21 protein-coding genes are annotated in these 22,867 nt (G+C 69.6%); 7 read left to right on the top strand and 14 right to left on the bottom strand.

The features are described 5' to 3' along the window. Positions 1 to 18 precede the first annotated feature (18 nt). Genes ACZ6ZD_RS08995 through ACZ6ZD_RS08980 form a run of 4 tightly spaced genes read left to right on the top strand, consistent with a single transcriptional unit; the run spans position 19 to position 4,363 of the window. Positions 19 to 579 carry a GNAT family N-acetyltransferase gene (locus ACZ6ZD_RS08995; RefSeq protein ID WP_465669933.1) on the top strand — a complete coding sequence of 187 codons (561 nt, stop codon included), beginning with the start codon at positions 19 to 21 and terminating at the stop codon, positions 577 to 579. A 33-nt stretch (positions 580 to 612) separates the two neighbouring features. Then, complete coding sequence (locus tag ACZ6ZD_RS08990) at positions 613 to 2,259, top strand: PHP domain-containing protein (RefSeq protein WP_465669931.1); 1,647 nt, start codon at positions 613 to 615, stop codon at positions 2,257 to 2,259. A 39-nt stretch (positions 2,260 to 2,298) separates the two neighbouring features. Continuing rightward, complete coding sequence (locus ACZ6ZD_RS08985; protein ID WP_465669929.1) at positions 2,299 to 3,156, top strand: oxygenase MpaB family protein; 858 nt, start codon at positions 2,299 to 2,301, stop codon at positions 3,154 to 3,156. 19 nt (positions 3,157 to 3,175) lie between these two features. Continuing rightward, the gene (locus ACZ6ZD_RS08980) at positions 3,176 to 4,363 is read left to right on the top strand and encodes an ROK family transcriptional regulator (protein ID WP_465669927.1); all 1,188 of its coding nucleotides are present in this window, start codon (positions 3,176 to 3,178) and stop codon (positions 4,361 to 4,363) included. A gap of 34 nt (positions 4,364 to 4,397) precedes the next feature. On the opposite strand, the gene ACZ6ZD_RS08975 is transcribed toward ACZ6ZD_RS08980, so the two are convergent. Continuing rightward, positions 4,398 to 4,994 carry a ParA family protein gene (locus tag ACZ6ZD_RS08975; RefSeq protein ID WP_465669925.1) on the bottom strand — a complete coding sequence of 199 codons (597 nt, stop codon included), beginning with the start codon at positions 4,992 to 4,994 and terminating at the stop codon, positions 4,398 to 4,400. 128 nt (positions 4,995 to 5,122) lie between these two features. Here ACZ6ZD_RS08975 and ACZ6ZD_RS08970 point away from each other — a divergent pair, with 128 nt between their 5' ends. Then, a complete protein-coding gene (locus tag ACZ6ZD_RS08970) occupies positions 5,123 to 6,574 on the top strand; it encodes an FAD-binding protein (protein ID WP_465669923.1) in 1,452 nt (483 codons plus the stop codon). Between the two features lie 3 nt (positions 6,575 to 6,577). Here the strand turns inward: ACZ6ZD_RS08970 and ACZ6ZD_RS08965 are convergent, their stop codons facing one another. The 4 genes from ACZ6ZD_RS08965 to ACZ6ZD_RS08950 all read right to left on the bottom strand — a co-directional run bounded on the left by ACZ6ZD_RS08965 (position 6,578) and on the right by ACZ6ZD_RS08950 (position 11,618). Next, positions 6,578 to 7,537 (bottom strand): ABC transporter substrate-binding protein, encoded by a 960-nt coding sequence (locus tag ACZ6ZD_RS08965; RefSeq protein ID WP_465669921.1) that lies wholly within the window; start codon positions 7,535 to 7,537, stop codon positions 6,578 to 6,580. Beyond that, complete coding sequence (locus ACZ6ZD_RS08960) at positions 7,534 to 9,492, bottom strand: ABC transporter permease subunit (protein WP_465669919.1); 1,959 nt, start codon at positions 9,490 to 9,492, stop codon at positions 7,534 to 7,536. Before ACZ6ZD_RS08960 ends, ACZ6ZD_RS08965 begins: the two co-directional genes overlap by 4 nt. Next, entirely contained in the window at positions 9,492 to 10,592 is a 1,101-nt protein-coding gene (locus ACZ6ZD_RS08955) for a quaternary amine ABC transporter ATP-binding protein (RefSeq protein ID WP_465669917.1), read from the bottom strand. The genes ACZ6ZD_RS08960 and ACZ6ZD_RS08955 overlap by 1 nt, the downstream gene beginning before the upstream one ends. A gap of 132 nt (positions 10,593 to 10,724) precedes the next feature. Then, on the bottom strand, positions 10,725 to 11,618 hold the full coding sequence (locus ACZ6ZD_RS08950) for an aminoglycoside phosphotransferase family protein (protein ID WP_465669915.1): 894 nt from the start codon (positions 11,616 to 11,618) through the stop codon (positions 10,725 to 10,727). 46 nt (positions 11,619 to 11,664) lie between these two features. On the opposite strand from ACZ6ZD_RS08950, the gene ACZ6ZD_RS08945 reads away from it, so the two are divergent. Further along, positions 11,665 to 12,378: a hypothetical protein gene (locus tag ACZ6ZD_RS08945; RefSeq protein ID WP_465669913.1), complete on the top strand. Its 714-nt coding sequence runs from the start codon at positions 11,665 to 11,667 to the stop codon at positions 12,376 to 12,378. On the opposite strand, the gene ACZ6ZD_RS08940 is transcribed toward ACZ6ZD_RS08945, so the two are convergent. The 7 genes from ACZ6ZD_RS08940 to ACZ6ZD_RS08910 form a co-directional block, all read right to left on the bottom strand. After that, positions 12,375 to 13,166, bottom strand: coding sequence for a siderophore-interacting protein (locus tag ACZ6ZD_RS08940; protein WP_465669911.1), 792 nt, complete (start codon positions 13,164 to 13,166; stop codon positions 12,375 to 12,377). The two genes, ACZ6ZD_RS08945 and ACZ6ZD_RS08940, sit on opposite strands and share 4 nt — an antisense overlap. A gap of 120 nt (positions 13,167 to 13,286) precedes the next feature. Beyond that, positions 13,287 to 14,318 (bottom strand): hypothetical protein, encoded by a 1,032-nt coding sequence (locus ACZ6ZD_RS08935; RefSeq protein WP_465669909.1) that lies wholly within the window; start codon positions 14,316 to 14,318, stop codon positions 13,287 to 13,289. Next, positions 14,319 to 15,329: a hypothetical protein gene (locus tag ACZ6ZD_RS08930; RefSeq protein WP_465669907.1), complete on the bottom strand. Its 1,011-nt coding sequence runs from the start codon at positions 15,327 to 15,329 to the stop codon at positions 14,319 to 14,321. It abuts the gene before it with no gap. 42 nt (positions 15,330 to 15,371) lie between these two features. Beyond that, entirely contained in the window at positions 15,372 to 16,439 is a 1,068-nt protein-coding gene (locus ACZ6ZD_RS08925; protein ID WP_465669905.1) for a hypothetical protein, read from the bottom strand. A gap of 86 nt (positions 16,440 to 16,525) precedes the next feature. Next, on the bottom strand, positions 16,526 to 17,569 hold the full coding sequence (locus ACZ6ZD_RS08920) for a hypothetical protein (RefSeq protein WP_465669903.1): 1,044 nt from the start codon (positions 17,567 to 17,569) through the stop codon (positions 16,526 to 16,528). Beyond that, entirely contained in the window at positions 17,566 to 18,609 is a 1,044-nt protein-coding gene (locus tag ACZ6ZD_RS08915; protein WP_465669901.1) for a hypothetical protein, read from the bottom strand. The genes ACZ6ZD_RS08920 and ACZ6ZD_RS08915 overlap by 4 nt, the downstream gene beginning before the upstream one ends. 1 nt (position 18,610) lies before the next feature. Next, a complete protein-coding gene (locus ACZ6ZD_RS08910; RefSeq protein ID WP_465669899.1) occupies positions 18,611 to 19,660 on the bottom strand; it encodes a hypothetical protein in 1,050 nt (349 codons plus the stop codon). A gap of 105 nt (positions 19,661 to 19,765) precedes the next feature. Between ACZ6ZD_RS08910 and ACZ6ZD_RS08905 the strand changes: the two genes are divergently transcribed. Continuing rightward, a complete protein-coding gene (locus ACZ6ZD_RS08905) occupies positions 19,766 to 22,264 on the top strand; it encodes an AAA family ATPase (protein WP_465669897.1) in 2,499 nt (832 codons plus the stop codon). Here ACZ6ZD_RS08905 and ACZ6ZD_RS08900 read toward each other — a convergent pair. Together ACZ6ZD_RS08900 and ACZ6ZD_RS08895 are read right to left on the bottom strand one after the other, a co-directional pair. Beyond that, positions 22,200 to 22,547, bottom strand: a complete 348-nt coding sequence (locus ACZ6ZD_RS08900) for a type II toxin-antitoxin system VapC family toxin (protein ID WP_465669895.1) — start codon at positions 22,545 to 22,547, stop codon at positions 22,200 to 22,202. The two genes, ACZ6ZD_RS08905 and ACZ6ZD_RS08900, sit on opposite strands and share 65 nt — an antisense overlap. Beyond that, the gene (locus ACZ6ZD_RS08895; protein ID WP_465669894.1) at positions 22,544 to 22,798 is read right to left on the bottom strand and encodes a type II toxin-antitoxin system Phd/YefM family antitoxin; all 255 of its coding nucleotides are present in this window, start codon (positions 22,796 to 22,798) and stop codon (positions 22,544 to 22,546) included. Before ACZ6ZD_RS08895 ends, ACZ6ZD_RS08900 begins: the two co-directional genes overlap by 4 nt. Positions 22,799 to 22,867 lie beyond the last annotated feature (69 nt).

The raw sequence follows: 22,867 nt of genomic DNA, 5'->3' as shown, positions 1-22,867 counted from the left end.
CCGCCCCACAATCGCCCCATGGAGCCGATCAGCAGTGAGCGGATCGTGTTGCGGGAGTTCCGCGCGACCGATCTCGACGACTACCTGGCCATCTTCGGTGACGACCGCGTCACCGACTGGATGGCGTTCGACAGTTACGACCGGGCCAAGGCCATCGAGACGCTGAACGGCATCATCGAGCGCTCGGCCCGGGCGGACCGCCCCGACTACATGCTCGCCGTCGCCCGCCGGGACGACGACCGTGTGATCGGGTTCGCGCGGGTCGCGCCCGGGGTGCACCGCAACGGCAAACTCGGCTGCGCGATCGCCGCCGACCACTGGAAACACGGCTACGCCACCGAGGCCACCCGGCTGATCCTCGGTTTCGCCTTCGGCGAGCTCGGTCTGCACCGGGTGACCGCCGCGATCGGCCCGGAGAACGAGGCCTCGATCACCACCGTCAAGCGGCTCGGCTTCAGTTACGAGGGTCACCTGCGGGACCACGTCTTCACCAACGGCGCCTGGCGGGATTCGGTGCTCTACTCACTCCTCGAAGGTGAGTACGCCGATCGTTCATCTGCGGGCCACCCGCAGCCTTGACGCGCGTTTGTCCGGACCTGCAGGGTGGCGCCCATGCAGCTACCGGAGTGGGCGGATCCTGACGTCGGCGAAGCGACCCTCGATCCGCAGGGGGTGTCCCGGCGGAACCTGATCCGCGGCGCGGGTCTGCTCGGCGCGGGATTCGCGGTCAGCGCGGCCGGTGCGACCGAGGCCGCCGCGGCGACCAGTACGTCGTCCACGGGCGGGAGTGATCCCGAGCTCGTCTACCTGGTCGGCGATCACCATGTGCACAGCCGGTACAGCCACGACGCGAAGTACGACTTCAGCCAGCTGGCCCAGCGCGGCGCGCAGTTCGGCCTGGACTGGATGGCGTTCACCGAGCACAGCAACTTCGGCCACGCCGACAAGGGCGCCGTCGCCGAGAACGCCGAGGTCGTGAAGGCCCGGGCCGAGAATCCGCGGATGCTGATCTTCCAGGGCCTGGAGTGGTACATCCCGGCCGCCGAGCACGGCACTGTCCTGGTGGCGCCCGGCCCGAACAACGTGTCCCTGCTCCAGCAGTTCGAGCGCGCGTACGACGGCAAGCTGACGAACCGCTCCGCGGACACCCCGGAGAACGAGCAGCACGCCATCAAGGGTCTGCAGTGGCTGGCCGCGCAGAAGCGCAGCGGCTTCATCGACGACGTCCTGGTCCTCGCCAACCACCCGCTGCGGCTCGGCATCGACGCGCCGCACGAGCTGCGCGGCTGGCGCGACACCGGCGTCTGCATCGGGATGGAGGGCGCACCGGGCTCGCAGGGCGACGCCTCGCCGGACTGGGTCGCCTATCGCGGTGTGAAGAACGCTCAGCGCGGTGAGTACGTGAACAACCCTGGCACGGGCAGCTGGGCCGGCTACCCCGCTGACGCCTACCGGACGTACGGCGGCTTCGACTGGGCCACTGCGACCGTCGGCGGCCTGTGGGACAGCATGCTGGCCGAGGGTCGCCTGTTCTCGATCACGACCAACAGCGACAACCACCGGACGATCTGGGACACCTGGACGGACGGCGTCTTCCCGCCCGGTCAGAACTTCGACAGCCTCGGCTGGAAGCCCTCACCGACCAACACCGACACCCCGCAGGCTGGTAGCGATTTCTGGCCGGGTCAGTTCAGCCGGACGCACGTCGGCGTCACCAAGTACGGCTACCTCGACGTGATGGCCGCGCTGCGGGCCGGCCGGGTCTGGGTCGACCATGGCCAGCTGGTCGACGGCATCGAGGTCCGGCTGGCCCCTGCGGGCTCTCGGCAGCGCGGTGTCACGCTGGGCGGTCGGCTGCGGGTACGGCGGCACGAGCGGCTCGAGCTGCGGGTCAAGGTGACCAGCGCGACCCGACCGAACTTCCACGGCCTCCTCCCGCGGCTGGCGCATGTGGACGTCATCCGCGGCATCGTCACCGGTCCGGCCGAGCGGGACAGCTGGAAGGCTCCCGACACCAGAGTGGTCGAGCAGGTCGACGTACACCGCAAGAGCGGGACGTACGAGCTGACGATCCCGTTGGGGCGTGCTGAGCGGTCGCACTACGTGCGCGTCCGCGGCAGCGACGGACGCCGGCACGGCGTCGGGTACCTGGGCCGGCGCATCGACCCGGCCGGCCCGATCCAGCACGTGCCGAACGACGGTGACCCGTGGCTGGACACCTGGCTCTACACCAACCCGATCTTCGTGGATGTGCACTGATGCCGATCGAAGGCTTGGGCTGGTGGGCAGACTGGGGTTATGAGGGACCAGTTGGCGCGGATGATCCTGACGAAGGTCGCGGGGCCGGATCCACTGGCTGAGCGGGACCGGGTGCACAACACGCCCGGCCCCCGCTGGTTCGCGCCGGACAGTCCGATCCGGCGCGTCCACGGTGATGCGTCCATGTTCGCCGGCGGTCTGCGCGCGCTGCTGTTGCAGTCGCTGCACCCGCTGGCGATGGCCGCCGTCTCGGCCCACTCCGGTTACCGCGGTGACCCGTGGGGCCGCCTCCAGCGGACGAGCTACTTCCTGGCGATCACCACGTACGGCGCGGTCCCAGCCGCGGAAGAGGCCATCGAGCGCGTCCGGTCGGTCCATGAGCGCATCCGCGGCATCAGCCCCGGCGGGGTGAAGTACCGCGCGAGCGATCCGCATCTGCTCAAGTGGGTGCACGTCGCCGAGGTGGACAGCTTCCTGACCGCGCACCAGCGGTACGGCGCCAACCCGCTCACCCCGGCCGAAAGCGACCAGTACGTCGCCGAAGCCGCCCTGGTCGCCGGAAAGCTCGGAGTCATCGACCCGCCGACCACAGTGGCCGAGCTCCAGCAGACTCTGACGGAGTACCAGCCTGAGCTCCGCGGCACGACCGAGGCCCGGCAGGCCGCCCGGTTCATCCTCGTCCACCCGCCCGTCCCGTGGGCCGCGCGTCCGGCGTACGGCGTCCTGACCGCAGCCGCGGTCGGGCTGCTGCCGTGGTGGACCCGGTGGCCACTTCGCCTGCCCTACTTACCTTTGACAGAACAAACTATGGTCCGTGGAGCCGGTGAAGCGCTTACCCGGACCATTCGGTGGGCGCTGACCTCGCCAACGTTGGAAAGAGCCGACCTCAAGGGCTAGACGCCGGTAGGTTGTTCTCGTGCCGCAGCGTCCGAGTCGTCGTCTCCCCCTTGCCACGCCGGCCGGGGTCGAGGTGCTGACCCGGATCCTGACGCAGGGCCCGATCCCGCGGGTGGAGATCGCCCGGCGGACGGGTCTGTCGCAGGCCGCGGTCACCAAGGCCGTCGCGCCGCTGATGGAGGCCGGTTTCGTCACCGATCAGGCGGCCGCGCCGGTCGGCGCCGACCAGACCGGGATCGGGCGTCCGGTCAGCCCGCTGACCGTCGTCCCGCACAGCGTGTCGGTGATCGGCCTGAAGGTGACGCCGACCGCGCTGATCGGCGTCACGACCGATTTCACCGCCGGGATTCTCACGGTGTGCCACCGGCCGCTGGCCGATACCGCGGCCGAGTCGGTGATCGAGCAGCTCGCCGAGCTGGCCAAGGAGCTGACCGCGACACTCAAGACCGCCGGGCCGTTGATCGGCGTCGGGGTCGCGGTGTCGGGTGACGTCGACGAGCGGCACGGCGTCGTCCGGGATTCGCCGTTCATGGGCTGGCGTGAGGTCGCGCTGGCCGAGCTGCTCGGCAAGCGGCTCAAGGTGCCGATCGTGGTGACGAACGACGTCCGCGCGCTGACGGTGGCCGAGCACTGGTTCGGCGTCGGCGTCGACGCCGACTCGTTCGCCGTGGTGACCATCGGCTCCGGGATCGGCTGCGGGCTGTACATCAACGGCGAGGTGGTCTCCGGCGCGTACGGCGTCTCCGGCGAGCTCGGCCACCTGCCGCTGGCCCCCGGTGACCTGGTCTGCACCTGCGGACGCCGAGGCTGCGTCGAGACCGTGGCGTCGTCCGACGCGATCCTGACCCGCGCCCGGGAGACCACCGGCCGCCCGAACCTGGATCTGGCCGACGCGATCGAGCTCGCCCACGACGGTGACGTGCACGCGGGGGCGGCGTTCGACCGGGCCGGCGAGGTGATCGGCTCCGCGCTGGCCGCGATGGTGAACCTGGTCGGCCCCGAGCTGGTCGTGATCGCCGGCGAGGGCGTGGCGGAGTACGACCTCTACGAGGAGCGGATGCGGCAGGCCTTCGCCGCGCATGCCTTCGGCGCCGCCGGCGACTGCCGGCTGATGCTGCGCTCGCACACCTTCGACGACTGGGCCCGCGGCGCGGCCGCCACCGTGATCCGGAGCTATGTCCGCGGTGAGCCTCCGTTGCAACGTTGACCCGCCCGGCAGACCGGGCGGGTCGCGCACGACGTCAGGTCCGAGCGGCGGCGAGGATCTTGCGCCAGACCTTCTTGTAGGCCTCCAGCCCGTCACCCGCGAGCGGGCCGTCCGGGCCGGCGGTGATGGAGACCCGCTCCGGGATGGACCCCCAGACCGGGATGCCCTCCTTCGCGTACTGCTCCATCAGCTCCTGGTAGGCGCGGGTGTACGACCGCGCGGAACAGATGACGACACCCGCCGGGACGTCGTCCGGGACCAGCTCGAGGACGGCCTTGACCCGCGGCGTCTCGACCCCGCCGACGCGGGTCGGGATGACCACGATCCGGGCCCGTTCGAGGGCCTTGTTGAGCAGCCGCTCGTGGGAGGGCGGCATGTCGACGATACCGATCCCCTCGGGCGGCACCTTGTCCAGCGCCTTGGTCAGCAGCCGCTCGGTCGGCGCCTCGGCAATCTCGATCCGGGCCAGGTTCGCGTCGTCCGAGGCATCGATCCAGTCGGCGGCGCTGCCTTGTGGATCCGCGTCGACGAGAGTGGCTGTACGACGGTTGGAAGATGCCAGCGCGGCCAAGTACACCGACGTGGTTGTCTTCCCGACCCCGCCCTTCAGTGCAGCTGTCACGATGATCATGGACCCGACGCTACCGTGTTTCCCCCGAAATCCGGCGTGTCGTCGGCGTTGCTCCGCAAGCCCGTGATAATTGCCCACGGCCCCCTTGAACAAGCTCAACCTGACTTCAACCTGTCGAAGGAGAGTGGATGAGTACTCGCCGCGCCCTGCTCGGAGCCCTCGGGCTCGGGATCCTGGTGGCCGGATTCGACCCGGTTCGCCGCTCCTGGGCCGCCACCGCGGGTGACAATGTCGACCCGCTGCCACCGCTCGACGGCCAGGTCCTGCTGGACGCCCCGAGCCGGGAGGGCGCCTCGAAGGACGCGGGCCGGTACGTACAGAAGGTGCCGCAGGCGGTGCTCGTCCCCGGCTCGGTCCGCGACATCCAGGCCATGGTCAAGTACTGCGTCCGGAACCGGGTCCGGGTGGCCGCGCGCGGGCTGGCCAACACGACGGACGGCCAGGGCCTGTCCGGCGGCCTGGTGATCGAGATGCGGGCCCTGCGCAAGATTCACCGGATCGAGAGCGACCGCGCGGTCGTGGACGCCGGGGCCGACTGGCTGCAGCTGACCAACGCCGCCCACGCCAAGGGCCTGACCCCGCCGGCGCTGACCGGCTTCCTCGGCCTCACCTTCGGCGGCACGCTGTCCCTCGGCGGGATCCCGCCCGCGATCCAGTCCGGCGGCCAGGTCGACAGCGTGCTCGAGCTCGAGGTGGTCACCGGCGCCGGCGAGCTCAAACGCTGCTCGAAGTCCAAGGACCGGGAGCTGTTCGAGGCGGTCCTGGCCGGGGTCGGGCAGTTCGGGATCATCACCCAGGCGACCGTCCGGCTCGGCCCGGCGCCGGCCAAGGTCCGCGGGCACGAGCTCGCCTACAGCAGCTCGAAGGACTTCTTCAAGGACTTCAAGACGCTGATCAAGCGCGCCGAGATCAGCGAGATCTACGGCGACTGGTGGCGCCCCGGCGAGCAGGGCGAGGTCAGCCACCTGAACGCCTTCACCTTCCACCCGGCGGCCAAGCCGCCCGTCGACACGCAGCTGCTCCGCGGTCTGACCAAGCCGCCGTCCGCGGCCACGGTCAGCCAGGCCGACTTCCTGCCGCATGTCACCCGGATCGACGACGCCGTCGAGCAGCTCCGCGCCGCGCTGGACTGGGACAACCTGATGAAGCCGTGGCTGACGCTCTGGCTGCCCGAGCGCTCGGTCGAGCAGTACGTCACCGAGGTCGTCACCGAGCTGACCCCGAAGGACGTCGGCAACGGCGGATTCGTGCTCCTCTACGCGCACCGCCGGTCCAAGCTGACCCGGCCCTCGCTGCGGCTCCCGGCGTCCGACGGGAGCGACTGGGTCTACCTGTTCACGCTGATGACGGCGGGGGCGAAGGACGCGAAACCCGAGTTCGCGACCGAGATGCTCAAGCGCAACCGCCGCCTGTTCGACCGGGCGCGGGCGCTCGGCGCGACCCGCTACCCGATCGAGTCGGTCCCGTTCACCCAGGCCGACTGGCAGCAGCACTACGGCGACCGCTGGCCGCACCTGCGCACGCTCAAGCGCAAGTACGACCCGGCGGGCGTCCTGACCCCGGGGCCCGGGATCTTCTAGCGGTTACTTCCCGAGCCAGGCGTCGACCTTGGCGCGGTTGTCGGTGACCCACTTCTCGGCAGCCGCGTCCGGCGTCAGCTTGTCGACGGCGATCATCCGGGCGACGGCGTTCTGGTCCTCGTTGGTCCACTTGAAGTTCTTCACCAGGTCGATGGCCGGGCTGCCCGAGTCGGCGAACTTCTTCGAGATGACCTTGTCCAGGTCGTACGGCGGGTAGTCGCAGGCGATCTTGGCCGGGTCGGCGTCGCAGCCGGGCGTGTACGCCGGGAGGTTGACCTTGACCAGCTTCACCTCGTTGAAGAACCACTGCGGCTCGTAGAAGTACGCGAGCAGCGGCTTCTTGTCCTTCTCGGCGTCCCGGAAGGCCTGGATCAGCGCCGTCTCGCTCCCGCTCTGGACGACCTTGTAGTTCAGGTTCAGGTTCTTCACCAGGGCCTCGTCGTTGGTGACGTACGACGGGTCGCCGTCCAGCAGCTGGCCCTTGCCGCCGGATTCGGAGGTCTTGAACAGGTCGGCGTACTTGTTCAGGTTCTTCGAGTCGGTGATGTCCGGGTACTTCTCGGCCATCCACGGCGGCACGAACCAGCCGATCACGCCTTTGACCCCGGTCGAGCCGGCCGCCACCGCGACCTTGTCGGTCTCGATGTACTTCTTCTTCAGGTCCTCGTGGCCCCAGTTCTCCAGGTTCACGTCGACCTCGCCGGTGCCGAACCCCTGCCAGGCGATCTCCTCCTTGAGGTTCTTCTTCACCACCTTGCAGCCCAGGTCCTTGGTGGCGACGTAGGCGACGACGGCGGCGTTCGCCTCGTAACCCACCCACGGGCTGACGGTCAGGTTGAAGCTGCCGCACTCCTTCCCGCCCCCGGCGGCGGGCTGCTGCGCGTCACCGACCTTCGCCCCGCCACATCCCGCGAGCGCGAGCGCCACGGCCGTCAGGACACCGGCGGACCGGAGTTTCTTCACGACTTCTCTCCTCTGACTGTTCCCTGAAATTTCTGCGGACGCCGAGCCGCCGCCTGCGTGATGCGGTCGAGCAGGACGCCGAGCAGCACGATCGCCGCACCCGCGGCCAGCCCCTTGCCGTACAGCTCGCTCTGCGCGAAGCCGGCGGCGACGTCGTACCCGAGCGCGCCGGCGCCGACCAGACCGCCGACGACGACCATCGCGAGGACGTAGATCAGGCCCTGGTTGACGGCCAGCGTGATCGCCCGGCGGGCGACCGGCAGCTGCACCTTGCTGATCACCTGCCAGCTGCTGGAGCCGACCGAGGTGGCCGCCTCCACGGTCGCGACCGGCACGGCCTTGATGCCATCGGCAACGATCTTCACGGTGACCGGGACGGCGTACACGACGGCGGCCGCGATCGCGGTGAACCGGCTCGTCCCGAACAGAGCCAGGAACGGCACCAGGTACACGAACGGCGGCATCGTCTGCCCGGCGTCCAGCACCGGCCGGATGACCAGGTCGACCCGGCGGTTCCGGCCGGCCCAGACGCCCAGCGCGAGGCCGACGGCGACCACCACGACGGTCGCGAGCAGCGTCGAGGCCAGCGTGATCATGCTGTCCTGCCAGACGCCGGTCGCAACCAGCAGCAGCACGCAGGCGGCGGCCGGGATCGCGGCCCGCCAGTGGCCGAGGATGGCGGCCAAGGCGACCACGACGATCCCGACCAGCCACCACGGCGAGCCGGTCAGCAGCGCCTCGAGCGGGTTCAGCACGCCCAGCGTCACGGCGTCGCGGACGCCGTACGTCAGGCCGCCGAAGACGTCCTGGACCCAGGTGGTGACATTCGCGGCCAGGACGGCGATCTTGGCGCCGAGCCCGATCCCGCTCGGGAACTCGGCCGCCCAGACATAGGTCCGGGAGAACCAGATCGCGACCAGGACGCCGGCGCCACCCGCGCCGAGCAGGAGCTTCCGCCGGACACTCGCCGTCCGCCAGGGCCGGTCACCGGCCGCGGTGGTGACCCGGTCGAGCACGATCGCGATCACCACGATCGCCAGGCCGGCGTTGAACGCGACGCCGACGTCCAGCGTCTGGAGCGCCTTCAGGACGGTCTGGCCGAGGCCGGGCGCGTCGATCAGCGCGGCGACCGTGACCATCGAGAGCGCGGCCATGATCGTCTGGTTGATCCCGACGACGACCGTGCTACGGGACATCGGCAGCAGGACCTTGGTCAGCGTCTGGCCGCGGGTCGAGCCGAGCGATCGGGACGCCTCGACGCTCTCCGGCGGCACCGAGCGGATCGCGTGCGCGGTCAGCCGGACGGCGGGCGGCGCGGCGTAGATCAGTGTCGCGATGGTCGCGGCGGCCGGTCCGATCGCGAAGAACAGCGTCAGCGGCGCGAGGTAGACGAACGTCGGCAGCGTCTGCATCAGATCGAGGATCAGCGTGGCGACCCGGAACGCGCGGTTCGACAGACCGGCCCAGATCCCGAGCGGGATCGCGACCAGCAGCGACAGCAGCACGGCCGCGATGGTCAGGGCGAGCGTGTCCATGCTCTCCTGCCACAGCCCCTGCAGACCGACGAAGCCGAGCCCGGCGGCGGTCAGCAGCGCGACCTTCCAGTTCCCGAAGGCCCAGGCGAGGTACGCCGCGACGGCGACCACGCCGAGCCAGCCGATCACCGGCACCGGGCGGCCGTACGACGGCTGCGAGAGCACGTTCTGGAGCAGGACGACGATGTTGTCGACGCCGGTCCGGATCGCGTCGAAGAAGAGGTTGCCCGCGCCGACGGCGTCCCGGTTCTCGGTCAGCCAGCGGTGGAAGCCGGTCGTCTCCTGGCCGCCGAGCGGCAGCGTGTCGATCCCGCGCAGCAGGAAGTACGCCGCGACCCAGACGACGAGCAGGACGCCGACCACGACACTGCGCCGGGGACGCCGGATCTCCACCTCGGCGTCGCTCGTGATCGCAGCCATCAGTCGGCCGGGCGGTCGGACGGGCGCGCGGTCCAGTGCGCGTCGGCCGGATCCGCGACGACGGCGAGGATCTCCTCGTCGCCGATCACTCCGAGCAGCTGACCGCCGTCGACCACCTTCACCGGGCGGTCGGACTCGAGCACCAGGCGGGTCGCCTCGCGGACCAGCGTGTCCGGGCCCAGCTCGGGCCCGTCCAGCGGCTCGCCGTCGCGCGGCGCCCGCGCGATCCAGCGCAGCGTCAGGACGTCGGCCCGCGGCACGTCGCGGACGAAGTCCCGGACGTAGTCGTCCGCGGGCGCGCCGACCAGCTCGTCGCCGGTGCCGAGCTGGACGGCGGCGCCGTCGCGCATCAGCAGGATCCGGTCGCCGAGTTTGAGCGCCTCGGACAGGTCGTGGGTGATGAAGACCATCGTCTTGCCGACCTCGCGGTGCAGCCGGACGACCTCGTTCTGCATCTCGCGGCGGATCAGCGGGTCTAGCGCGGAGAACGGCTCGTCGAAGAGCAGGACATCCGGGTCGTTGGCGAGCGCGCGGGCCAGGCCGACCCGCTGCTGCATCCCGCCGGACAGCTGCTCGGGGTAGAGCTGCTCGTTCCCACGGAGGCCGACCAGGTCGATCACCTCCTGGGCACGGCGGCGCCGGTCCGGCTTGCTCTCGCCGCGGACCTCCAGGCCGTAGGAGACGTTGTCGATCACCTTGCGGTGCGGGAGCAGGCCGAAGTGCTGGAAGACCATCGAGAACTTGCTCCGGCGGAGCGCCCGGAGCCGCTTCTCGTCGGCGGTCACCAGATCTTCGCCCTCGAAGATCAGACTGCCCGCGGTCGGCTCGATGAGCCGGGTCAGGCAGCGCACCAGCGTCGACTTCCCGGAGCCGGACAGGCCCATCACGACGAACACCTCGCCGGGCGCCACGTCGAAGCTCAGATCGCGGACGGCCGCCGTACACCCGGTCTTGGCGTAGAGCGCCGGCCGGTCCAGCGCGGCCAGCTCCGGCCGCCGGGGCACCCGCTGCGCCTTCGGGCCGAACACTTTCCACAGGCCCTGGATCGACAGCAGCGCGTCACTGTCCTGGACGTCGGGATACTCGAGTTGAGCGGTCACGGACTAACCCTCGCATCCCCCGCCAGGCGGAATCATCGGAACCGCGACTGTATCCAACGAGCAGTCCCCTGGTGTTGGCCTGGGGTGTCTGTCTCGTCAATCAATGACTGTTATGCCCGGTTCGGCGGTCGCTCACCCCAGCCGGAGCGCGGCGGCGATCTCACGCTGGACCGGATCGATCGCGCTCTCCTCGTCGTCCAGGTCCCAGAGGACGTTCTGCAGGATGCGCCCCGCCGTCCAGACAAGGGCCCGGTCGCGTGGGATGCCGGTCACATCGAGCATCAGGTCGAAGCGGTCCCGGATGGCCTGGTGCAGGTCGCCGGTCCCGCGTAGGTCGGCCCAGCGGTTGTTCAGCGCGGGGAACAGCTCGAACGCCGGATCCCCGGCCAGCGGCTTGGGGTCGATGACGATCCACGGCTGCCGATCGGCCGCCATCACGTTGTCGTAGTGCAGGTCCCAGTGCAGCAGGCGGTCGCCGGCCTCGGGGATCAGCTCCCGGACCTGGTCGGCGAACCGCCGGACCAGCTTCTGCTCGGCCGGGTCTTCGAGATCCGGGATCAGGCCGGGGGCGTCCTCGACCAGCTCGGCCGCGAGATCCGAGAGCCGGCGGAGCTCGGCGGGCGCGCGGACGGCGGACAACCGGCCCAGCAGCTCGGCCAGGATCTTGGTCGCCTCGACATGATCGGGGAGGTCGCTGAGCATCCGCGGGTGCAGCCGCTCGAGCAGGATCGTGGTGGTGTCGAGGTCGTCCTCGAGGACGCCGACGACGTCGTCCGGCTGCCAGGTCCGCAGGGCCAGGGCCTCGTGGACGTTCTCGTCGTTGGTCGGCTGAAGTTTGAGCATCGCCGGCGTCCCGTCGGCCCGGACGACGGGGACGATCAGCGAGGCGGCGCCGTTCAGGACGGCGCCGGTCCGGGTCAGCTCCCAGCGGGCGGTGTAGTCGTCGACGAGCGCGGGCAGGGCGGCCAGCCACTCGGGCTCGTCGTCCTCGTGGGCGTCGATCAACTCGGCGGGAATCACGATCACGCTCGGCACAGTAGGTGCTGGGGCGGTCATGTGCTTGGGTTTTCCCGTGAGCGAGATGGAGCGCCGGGACCGGCGCGTGCAGCGGATCGTCGCGGTGACCTATCTGGGCTTCCCGGTGCTCCTGCTCGGGATTGTCGCCTGGGTCAGCGTGAACGGGCCGACAGCGGCCTGGGCCGGGGCGGTCGTCCCGCTCGGGATGCTGGCCGCGGGCGTCGTCCTGCGCGGGCGGCATCGGTACCACCCGCGCTGGTGGGCGGCGATCGGCGGGTTGTTCGGCGGGCTGACCGGGCTGATCGGGTCGCTTTATCCGCTGGTGATCGGCGTCTGGTGGCCGGCCATTCTGGCCCTGCCGTTCTTGATCCTCGGGCTGCTGGCCGGGCTGCTGCTGGCTCGGCGGGCCAACCACACGCTGCTCGTGCCGTACGCCGAGGAGCTGGCCGATTCGGCGTACGAGCTGGTCTTCCGGCTGCGTGGCGCGCCGGCGGGCCTGGTGCTGCTCGGGGCGGACTCCGTGACCATCCAGGGACACCCGGTGCCGCGGACGCCGGAGCAGTCCAGGACGTATCCGCTGAGCGCGCTGACCGGGACGTTCGAGGTGGAGCTGAGCGGCGCGGAACGGCTCAAGTTCCCGATCGCGCTGACCGTGGTCGGGACGGCCGGGCCGGCGCTCATCCTGCAGGCCTCGGGCGAGGACTGGGTGCTGCCGACCAACGAGGCGCCGATCCTGCTCCAATTGCTGGACCGGCGCCGTCCGCGTTAGTTCTTCGCGGCGGCCTCTTTGGCGGCGGTCTCGGCCTTCTCCGCCTGCCAGCCGTCCTCGTTCTTGCCGAGGCGCCAGTAGCCGGACAGCGAGACGCGGTCGCGGGCCAGGCCCCGCTCGGTGAACAGGTGCTTGCGGATCCGGAAGACGAACCCGGCCTCGCCGTGCACGAACGCCTGGACGGTGTTGCCGTCCTCGGGGAACTCCAGCGCCTCGACGGCCGCGACCAGCGCGTCGCCGCGGCTCTGCGTGCTGCCGGCCCGGTGGAACCAGGTCAGCTCGACCTCGCCGGCGCCGACGAGCTTCTGCTCCTCGGTCTCGTCCTCGACCTCGAGCAGGACGGTCGCCCGCGCGCCCGGGGGTAGCTGCTCGACCGCGGCGCCGATCGCCGGCAGCGCGCTCTCGTCACCGACCAGCAGGTGCCAGGCGGCGGTCGCCTCCGGCGCGTAGGCGCCGCCGGGACCGAAGTACCAGAGCTCGTCACCCGGCTGGGCCGCCGCGGCCCACGGCCCGGCGATGCCCTCGTCACCGTGGTGGACGAAGTCGATGGTCAGCTCGTTCGTCGCGTCGTCGAAGCCGCGCACCGTGTAGGTGCGCATCGTCGGCCACTCCTCGGGCGGGTGCGTGTCCCGGACCGCGCCCATGTCGAGCGGCTCGGCGTACTGGACGCCGGCTTTGGTGAACATCAGCTTCACGTAGTGGTCGGTGGTGCCGTTGTCGACGAAGCCCTCGGCTTCGAACACCACCCTGATCATGTGCGGAGTGATCCGTTCGGTACGACGGACCACGGCCCGCTTGCAAACGCGGTTACGGCGGGGTGCGGGGCTGGTCACGTGACCACAGGTCCTCTCGAGCCGGAAGTTAGGTCTACCTAAGTCAGGCTAGCCCACGCACCCCAACCGTCAAGCTCAGGTGCCGCGGATGACGAACTGCTTGCTGGTCGCGGTCACCAGGTCGCCGCAGGCCGGGAAGAGGACGCGGTAGGGGATGTTGCCCTTGTACGCCGGCTGCGCGGTGAGCGTGTAGCGGCTGGTCTGGTAGTCGATCGTCGCGTTGCCGACCGAGCGCCACTGGCTGGCGCCGTACAGCCGCTGCAGGTGCACCTTGCACTGGTAGATCCCGCCGGTGACCGCGCCCTTGACCGCGATCTTGGTGCCGACCGGAGCGCTCGTCCGGGCCGGGGTCGCCGAGACGCCGGGGATCCGCTTGACGTTGCCCCAGCCCTTCGCGATCGGCATCGGGTTGCCGGGGACGACCAGGCAGGTGAGCGGGATGGTGTTCTCGGCCGGGTAGGTGCGGGTGATGTAGCCGGCCGTGTCGGTCAGCAGCGGTGAGCCGCCGTTCCAGCCGCAGCCGGTGTCCTGGTTCAGGCCGACCTTGATCTTGCTGCCGTACGGCTTACCGGTCTGGTCGTTGATCACCGACCAGCGGATCGTGTACGGCTTGCTGACCGGGCTGGGCTCGTTCAGCGCCTTCGCGGTGATCCGCGGCTGGTTGCTCCCGGCCACGGCGATTGTCGGCCCGTTCACGATCTTCACACCGTCACCCTCGCCGGTGATCAGCGTGCCGCTGGTGATGACGCTGTCGACCTTGAAGGTGCCGTTGGCGGTCGACGGCACGTGCAGCACGCCCCGCCATTTGCCATCGGCAACCGTCCCTTCGTACCGGGTCAGCTCGGCCGAGTAGAGATAATCCAGGTGGCCTTTGCCGCCGGACCGTTCGAGATCTACGTGCAGGGTCTCGTTCGCACCCCATCCGGGGAACTTGCCGTCGAGCTCGACGGTGACCGGCACCGTGTTCAGCGACGACACGGCCACGCTGCTCCGGCTCAGTCGGACGTCGGAGACCGACTGCCCCGGGTCGGCGGCGTGGGCGGCCGGCGCGACGCCGAACGCCGTACCGGCGAGCGACAAGGCGAGTACTGCACGGACTGGTTTCACTCAGATCCCCTTGATCAGGAAGGTTTTGCTGACCCCGTCGACGAAGTCCTTGCAGGTCGGGTACTGCACCCGGTACGGGATGTTGCCCTTGTACGCCGGTTGCGCGGACAGCGTGAACCGTCCGCTCGCGCGCACCGTGCTGCTGCCGACCGTCCGCCACTGGCTCGCACCGTACAACCGCTGCAGGTTCACCTGGCAGCCAACGGGAGAGCCGACGACCGAACCGTTGACCGGGACAACAGTCCCGACCGGAGCGCTCGTCCGGGACGGCGTCGCCGAGATCGCCACAGGGTGCTGAACCCGCGCGCCCACACCGAGAATCGGGGCCGGCTTACCGGGCAGGAAGAAGCAGATCACCTGGTCGCCGGCCGGGTACTTCTTGGTCAGGACGCCGTTGGTGTCGGTCAGCACCGTGCGCGTGACATCACCCTCGACGCACGCGTTGTCCTCGCGCGGCATCACCTTCAGCTTGGTGCCGTACGGCTTACCGGTCTGCGAGTCGAGCACCTGCCACCTGATCGAGTACGGCGTGTTGTACGGCGGCAGCTTCGGAATCACCGTCGAGACGACCTTCGGGACGTGCACCCCGGTCACCGCGATCGTCGGCCCGTCCACCGGCGTCGGATCCCACAGATCGACGCCGTGCTGCCATTCCCCGGCCACCACCGCGGTCGCCTTGATCGTCCCGCTCACCGTCGACGGCACGTTCAGCACCCCCGACCAGGTACCAGGCTTCACCTTCCGCAACGGCATCGAGAACACCTCGTCCTCCGGCCCCGACCCCGCCACCCGCTTGAACTGCACGAAGTACGTCCCCTCGGACGTCGACGTACTGTCCAGCGTCACCGTCACCGGCACCGTGTTCAGCGAGGAAACCGCCACACTCGCCCGGCTCACCGTCAGATCGGTAATCGCGATCTTCGCCTCGGCCCGCGCCTGCGGCGCCACCCCGAGAGTCGTCACAACCAGCGGAGCCGCCAGGAGAGCGGCGAGTACGCGTCGATTCGTCATACCCACAGCTTGAAGCCTCCTGGCGGCTCCACTAGACCGGAATCAGGTACCGCGGATGGTGAACGTCTTGCTGAGGCCGGATTTGTAGTTGTAGCAAGCGGGGAACGAGACCCGGTAGGGGATGTTGCCCTTGTAGGCCGGTTGGGCGGTGAGGGTGAAGCGGCCGCTCTGGCGGACCTTGTCGGTGCCGACGGTGCGCCACTGGGTGGCGCCGTAGAGGCGCTGGAGGTTGACCGGGCAGTTGTGCGGCGCGCCGGCGACGGAGCCGGTGACGGGGACCAGGGAGCCTACTGGGGCGCTGGTCTTGGAGGGGGTCGCGGAGACGATGCCGGGGCGGTTGACGAAGATCGACAGCCAGCCGTTGGGAGCGGGGTCGCCTGGTAGGAGCAGGCAGTTCAGGAACTGACCCGCGTTCGGCCCGGCCGGGACGACCTTGTTGATGTAGCCGTTGGTGTCGGTGAGCTCGCCGGGGCCGCCGAAGGCTTCGACGCACTGGTTGTCGTCGCGCAGCCAGACGCGCAGCTTGCTGCCGTAGGGCTTACCGGTCTGGCCGTTGATGACCGAGTACCGGATCGTGTAGCCCTTGCCGAAGGGCACCGGGTCCGGCAGGACGCGAGCGGTGATCTTGGGCTGGTTGGTGCCGTTGACGGTCAGCTCTGCCGGTTGCGGGTTCGGCACCGGCGTCGGGTCGGTCATGTCACCGCTGCCGGGCCAGAACTGCCCGGTCATGATTCCGGAGACCTTGAACTTGCCGTTCGCGGTCGAGGGCACGTTGACGACGCCCCGCCATTTGCCGTCCTGCGTGGTCCCGGCGTACCGCTTGAGCGGGGTCGAATAGAGGTAGCCGATCTGTCCGGTGCCTGCCGAGCGCTTCAGGATCGCGAACAGGGTCATGTTCGGCTCGGCGTCCGGCCAGGTGTACTTCGCGTCGACCTCGAGCGTGACCGGAACGGTGTTGAGCGACGACACCGCGACCGGTGTCGTCCTGAGCACCCGGACCTGCGTCACCGTGAGGTGCGGGTCCGGATCTGCCTGCGCGGCGGGGGCGCTGAACGCCATCCCCGCCAGCGACGCCGTGAGGAGCGCCGCAACCACTCGTGTCTTCCGCATACTGCTGAGAGTGCTGCCGGTCCACCCGTTACGCCAAGACGCGCGCCGAACTACTGCGCGATCGGGCGCAACGGATGGACCGGAACTCAGACTCCGGTAATGCTGAAACTCTTGCTGACGCCGGCCAGCGTCTCCCGGCACTTCGGGAACTGGACCCGGTAGGTGCCCTTCCCCTTCGCGGTCAACTGCGCCTGCAGCGTGTACCGGCCGCTCTGCCCGAGTTTGGTGCTGCGCAGCGAGCGCCACTGGCTGGCACCCTGCAGCTTCTGCAGGTAGACCGAGCAGTCCATGTTCAGGCCCAGCACATTGCCCTTGACGTCGACGCTCGTCCCGACCTTGGCGCTGGTCTTCGCCGGGGTCGCGCTGACCACACCCGGGCGGTTGGGCGCGATGACGCGGCTTTCGATCGGCGCCTGGGTTCCCGGCAGCAACAGACAGTTCATGCTGTCCGCATCCTTCGGCAGGTACGAGACGACCAGCGTGCCGGCGGTGTTGGTGTGGACCGGGCTCTTGAGGCCCTTGGTCTCCAGGCAGGGCGCGCCCTTGAAGGACATCACCTTCAGCTTGGTCCCGTACGGCTTGCCGGTCGCGGAATCCGTGACCCGCCAGGTGATCTTGTACGGCTTCCCGAACGGCACCGGGTCCTGGTCGACCTGGTGAGTGATCTTCGGAATGTGCACGCCCTTGACCGTCATCGAGACGTTCTCGACGAAGCCCATCGCCGGAGCCTGGACCTTCGGATCCCACGCGCCGGCCCGTACCTTGCTCACCACGAACTTGCCGTTCGCCGTCGACGGGACGTTCACCGTGCCCCGCCAGGTGCCGTCGGTGCCCGAGCCGGCGATCAGTGTCAGCGGCTCCGAGAACACCTGGGTGCCCGGGTAGGTGTCATCGGCGTTCAGCTCGGCGTGCATCACCTGTCCCGGCTTGCCCTCGTCGTACGTCGCCTTGACGACGATCGTCACCGGGACGGTGTTCAACCCCGCCACCGCGACGGACGCCTTGTTCAGTTCGACGCTCTGGACCTGAAGGCCCCACGCCGCCGGCTCGGCAGCTGCCGGGACGGCGCTGAGCGTCGCGCCGAGCAGCGGCACGACGCCCAGGGCCGTCAGGATGGTTCGAGTCTTCATACGCCCATGATGTGGAACGTGGGGCTCACCGCAGTCACGTAGTTCGAGCATGTGGGGAACTGCACACGGTAGGGAATCCGGCCCTTGTACGCCGGCTGGGCCTGGAGCGTGTAGCGCTTGCGGGAGTCCGTCTTCACGGCGCCCACGGTCCGCCACTGGCTGGCTCCGTACAGTCGTTGCAGGTTGACCGGGCAGTAGAGCGGACTGACCTTGACCACGCCGTTCACCGGCACGATCGAGCCGACCTTGGCGCTGGTCTTCGACGGTACGGCGGTGACGACGCCCGGATGCCGGAGCACGGTCGAGACACCGCCGATCGGCGCCTGGCTGCCCGGGATCAGCAGACACCGCAGGGCGTCGTCCGAGACAGTTTTCTGGACGAGGACGCCGGCAGTGTCGGTCAACACCGAGCCGCCCGGGCCGACCCGCTCCACACAACCGTGGTCGTCGGCAACGATCACCTTCAGCTTGCTGCCGTACGGCTTACCGGTCTCGGAGTCGGTGACCTGCCACCGGATCGAGACCGGCGCGCCGACCGCCGCGACGGCCGGGGTCGCGGTCCAGCTGAACTTCGGCTGGTGCACGCCGTTGACCGCGATCGACGGCCCGTCGACCGGCGTCGGCTCGACATTCGAGCCGGCCGGTGGGTAGAAGCGGCCGAGCGCGATGCTGTCGACGGTCAACGTGCCGTTGGCGGTGGACGGCACGTTGACCTTGCCCTGCCAGACGCCGTCCGCGGCTGTCCCCGAGACCTGCTTCAGGTTGTCGGAGACCACCCAGCTGATCCCGGCCGGCGCCGAGCCGCTGCGCTTCAGGTGCGCGTACATCTGAACATCGGTCGCGGTCGGCTCGCCGACGTTGACCTTGCCTTTCACGGTGATCGTGACCGGCACGGTGTTCAGACTGGCGACCGCGACACTCGGCCGATCGACGACGATCGACGTGGCGGTGAAGTCCGGGCCGGCGGCGTTCGCCGTCCCGGTCAGCGCCGCCCCGGCCAGGGGTGCGACCAGCAGGGCCGCGAGGACGGGTCTGGTCATCTCAGACTCCGGTGAGCGCGAACGACTTGCTGGAGGCGGCGGCGAAGTTGTCGCAGGCGGACAGCAGGACGCGGTAGGTGAGCTTGCCCTTGGCGACCGGCTGGCCGTTGACCGTGAACCGGCCGCTGGAGCGGACGGTCGACGAGCTGACCGTGCGCCACTGGGTCGCGCCTTGCAGTCGCTGGAAGTGCACTGCGCACTTGTACGGTGCGCCGCTGACGGAGCCGTTCACCGGGATCGTCGTACCGACCTTGGCGCTGGTCGTCGCCGGGGTGGCGGAGACGCCGGCCTGGCGCTTGACGAACATGCTCTCGGCAACGATCGCGTACGGCTCGGTCGGCACCTCGAAGCAGTGCAGCCACTGGGCGTCGGAGGCGGCGTACGACTTGGTCAGGACGCCGTTGGCGTCGGTGAAGGTCTGGGCCGGGCCGCCCTCGGCGCAGACGTTGTCGACGCCGGCGCCGACTCGCACCTTGCCGCCGAACGGCTTACCGGTCTCGGAGTCGGTGACCTTCCAGCTGATCTTGTACGGCTGGCCGACCGGGACCACCGCGGGCGTGACCGTGTAGGTGATCTTCGGCTGGTGACTGCCCTTCACGAGCACGGTCTGACCGTTGTACGGCGTCACGTCGTACGGCATCCCGCTGCCGGGCGAGCCGTACGGGCCGGTGCCGACGCCGGACACGGCGAACGTGCCGTCCGCGGTCGAGGGGACGTTCAGCGGGCCGGTCCAGGTGCCGTCCTGCACGGTGCCCGCGGTCCGCTTCAGGTCGGTGGAGACGATCCGGGTCAGCTCGCCGGAGCCACTGATCCGCTTGAGGTAGACGTTCAGGCTGGTGTTCTCGTCACCGGGGTCGGTCGAGTTGTAGCCGCCCTTGACCGTGACGTCGATCTTCTCGGTCTGGAGTCCGGAGACGGTGACCGACGTCTTGCTCAGCTGGACGGTGGTGATCGAGAGGAGCGGGTCGGGTTCGGCGTAGGCCGGGGCGGCGCCGAGGACGCCGGCCGCCAGCGGAACGGCACACAGCGCCGCGAGGATTCGAGTCTTCATGAGCACAGACTGACAGATTTCCGGATGGCGACTAGACCAGAATTCGCGCGCTCCGTTCAGGTGTTGGAGGGGTTGTGTTCAGCTGGGATGCGCAGGCTTGGCGGCATGAGCCTGGTGTTCGGGACGCCGCGACGCCCGGCGTACGCAGCGAGTCGTACTGACCGCCTGGGGCGGCCGGTGTCGTTGTCGGCGGCGCTACCGGCGCAGCGAGCGGTTCTGTTCACCGGAGCGCCCGGTTTGGGCAAGACGCTGGAGCTGGACCGAGCGCAGGAGCTGGCCGCGCAGCGCGGATGGACGGCGATTCGGGTCGAGGCGTCGGCGCGCGAACCGCTGGAGCATCGGCTGACGCGGGCGATCACTGACGACATGGGTTCGCTGCGGAAGCAGTTCGGCCGGTTTCAGGTCCGGAAGCTGAAGCGGGCGGTCCGAGAGCTGACGCAGCGGCAGCGGAAGGTGCAGCACGGCGCTGAGGTGCGGGTCGGCGGCGGGCCGGTCCAGTTCATCACCAAGCGCCAGTGGGACGCGACGCCGTCCGCACCGCCCGGTACGACGCTGACCGACGTGGCGGATCAGCTGGGTGACCTCGCCGACAAGCCGGTGCTGCTGTTGGTCGACAACGTCGATGCGGCATCGGCGTCCGACTTGGCCGGGCTGAACGAGCTGGCCGGACATCTGCAGCAGCGCGGCCAACCGGTGTGGTTGGTCGCGGCGGGTGGCGCTCTGACGGCCAGCCGGATCCAGGCGGTGTCCGGGCGGGTCGACTTCGACATCCGGGAGCTGGGGACGATGTCGGCCGACGAGCTGCGGCCAGCGCTGACAATGCCGATGGACCGGGCAGGAGTGCCGTACGAGCGCGCAGGTGTTGAGGCGTTGCTGCGGGCCGCGAACGGCGACCCGAGCCGGCTGCGCACGCTCGCGGACACTGCGCTTGAGCTGGCCTCGCCGCCGGCCGGAGTCACCGGTACGGTCGCGGCGGCCGCTGCTGCGCGAGTAGAGGCGCGGTCGGCGGTGCTGTACCAAGGGCGGTGGCAGAGGTGCACCGACGGGCAGAAGGAGCTGCTGGCGCGGGTCGCCGCGCAGGGCGTCAATGGACTGTCGATGCCGGCGGAGACGCAGGCGACGACTACCTGGCAGCCGATCGACCAGGCCCGGCAGGAGCTGGTCGCGCGCGGGCTGCTGCGCGAGCGGGGTGAGTACGTCGACTTCGCCGAGACTGGGATGCGCGACTGGGTCAACAGCCAGCTGGACCAGACTCCGGCGGCGCCCGCGTTGGTCGCCGCCGCTGTGCAGCAGCAGGTCGCCGTACCGGCTGGCCGAGCGGTTGGGGTCTTCGGGGCGACGCGGGAGCCGGCGTACCGGATCGACCGACAGGACGCCGAGGGGCGGCCCATCTCGCTCCACCAGCGGACGCCGACCGCTACGACAGTGCTGTTCACAGGAGCGCCCGGAATGGGGAAGAGCCACGAGCTCGACCGCACTGCGGAGCTGGCCGCGCGCCAGGGCTGGAAGTCGCTCCGGATCGACGCCTCACCGCGGGAGCCATTGGAGAACCGGCTGGTGCGTGCGATCAGCCAGGACCTGGACAGCTTCCGCAAGCACTACGGCTTCGCAGCGGCCCGCGGACTGAAGAAGGACCTCGACAAACTCGCCTCGCGAAGCCGGAACCCGCAGTCCGGTAACGAGGTCCGCATCGGCATCCCGGGCGCGTTCCAGGTCGTCGCCAAGGAGCAGCACGACAGCGAACGCCCGGACCCGGTCGGCGGCTCCCTGAACGACCTGGCCGACCGCCTCGGCGCCCTGGCCAAGGCCAAGGGCGAACCGATCGTGCTGATGATCGACAACCTCGATGCGGCCTCCGAACGCGACCTGGTCGATTTCACCGAGCTGGCCGCGCGCCTCGAACAGAACCGCCAGCCGGTCTTCCTGGTCGCAGCCGGCGGTGAGCAGACCACCAGCCGGCTACTCGCCGCCTCCGGCGGTCGCTCCGGCATCGAATCGGACGTCGTCACCCGCTTCGACATCCGCACCCTCACCCCGTTCACCGACGCCGAGCTGCGCCCCACCCTGACCGAACCCCTCCGCCGGGCCGGCGTACCGCACACCGCCGAAGCCGTCGACCACCTGCTGACCGCGGCCAACGGCAACCCCGCCCGCCTCCGCGCCCTGGCCGCCACCGCCGACGTCCCCCTCACCCTCAGCACCGCCAAAGCCGCCACCACCCACCACGCGGCCATCTCCCGCCCCCACTACGAAGCCGCCTGGCACAACTGCACCCCCGCCGAAAAGTCCCTCCTCACCAAAGCCGCCCACCTACACCCCGCCGGCATCCCCCTCCCCACCCCCTCCCAAGCCCGCTGGACCCTCGAGTCCACCGCCACCCGCCCCCTGACCCAAGGCCTCCTCCGCCAAACCCCCACCCACCTGACCCTCCCCGACCCAGCCTTCGCCACCTACCTCCACTCCCGCCTCGGCCACAACAGCCAACAGCCGCTACACCTCGGCAGGACCGAAGCGCAGCGGCCGCCCGCTGAACTGACGACTACTGCCCCAACTCCGGATCGTTCACGTCCGCGAGGTGAAGCCCGAGATTCGCACCGGCTTTGAGCATCTGCCGGTCACCGGAGGCGAACAACAAGTCCGACTCGTTCACCGACTCGACGGTCGCGCAGTGGAAGAGCTGCTCGAGAACGCCCAGCGCCTGGGTCTGTTCCTTTGCGGTCACCCGGCCGAGGCGAGTCGCCTTGGCCAGCGCTTCGGACGCCTCGACGGACAGCAGCCGGGACGAGATGACGTCGTCGGCCTCCTGCCACAGCTGATGACAGATCGACGAGCTGGACTCGTCGATCAGCAACGGAACGAATGCTGAGGTGTCGAAGTAACAGATCATCGGCGCTGCTCGGAGATCAGGTCGCTGACGGTGCCCTTCGTCTTGATCGGCGGCGGCGCCGGGCGCTTCGGCCTGACCGGCGGCCGCACCACTCCCTCCGCGATCAGTCGCTGCAACTTGGTCAGACCCTCGACCGGGACGATTTTGGCGATCGGCTTGCCGTGGTCGGTGACCGTGATCGTGTGCCCCGCACGGATGTACGCGAGGTGGCGGCTGAGACCGTCGCGGAGCTCCCTAATTCCTATGTCCATCAGATCACTGTGAAGGCTGGTTTCTGCGGCTGGGAAGGGCAGATGGCGGGGCAAGCCGGGGCAGATCGG

The sequence above is a fragment of the Kribbella sp. NPDC104218 genome, from assembly GCF_055584105.1.
The sequence above is the reverse complement of the archived record's forward strand: the minus strand, read 5'-3'. Positions and strand labels throughout refer to the sequence as shown.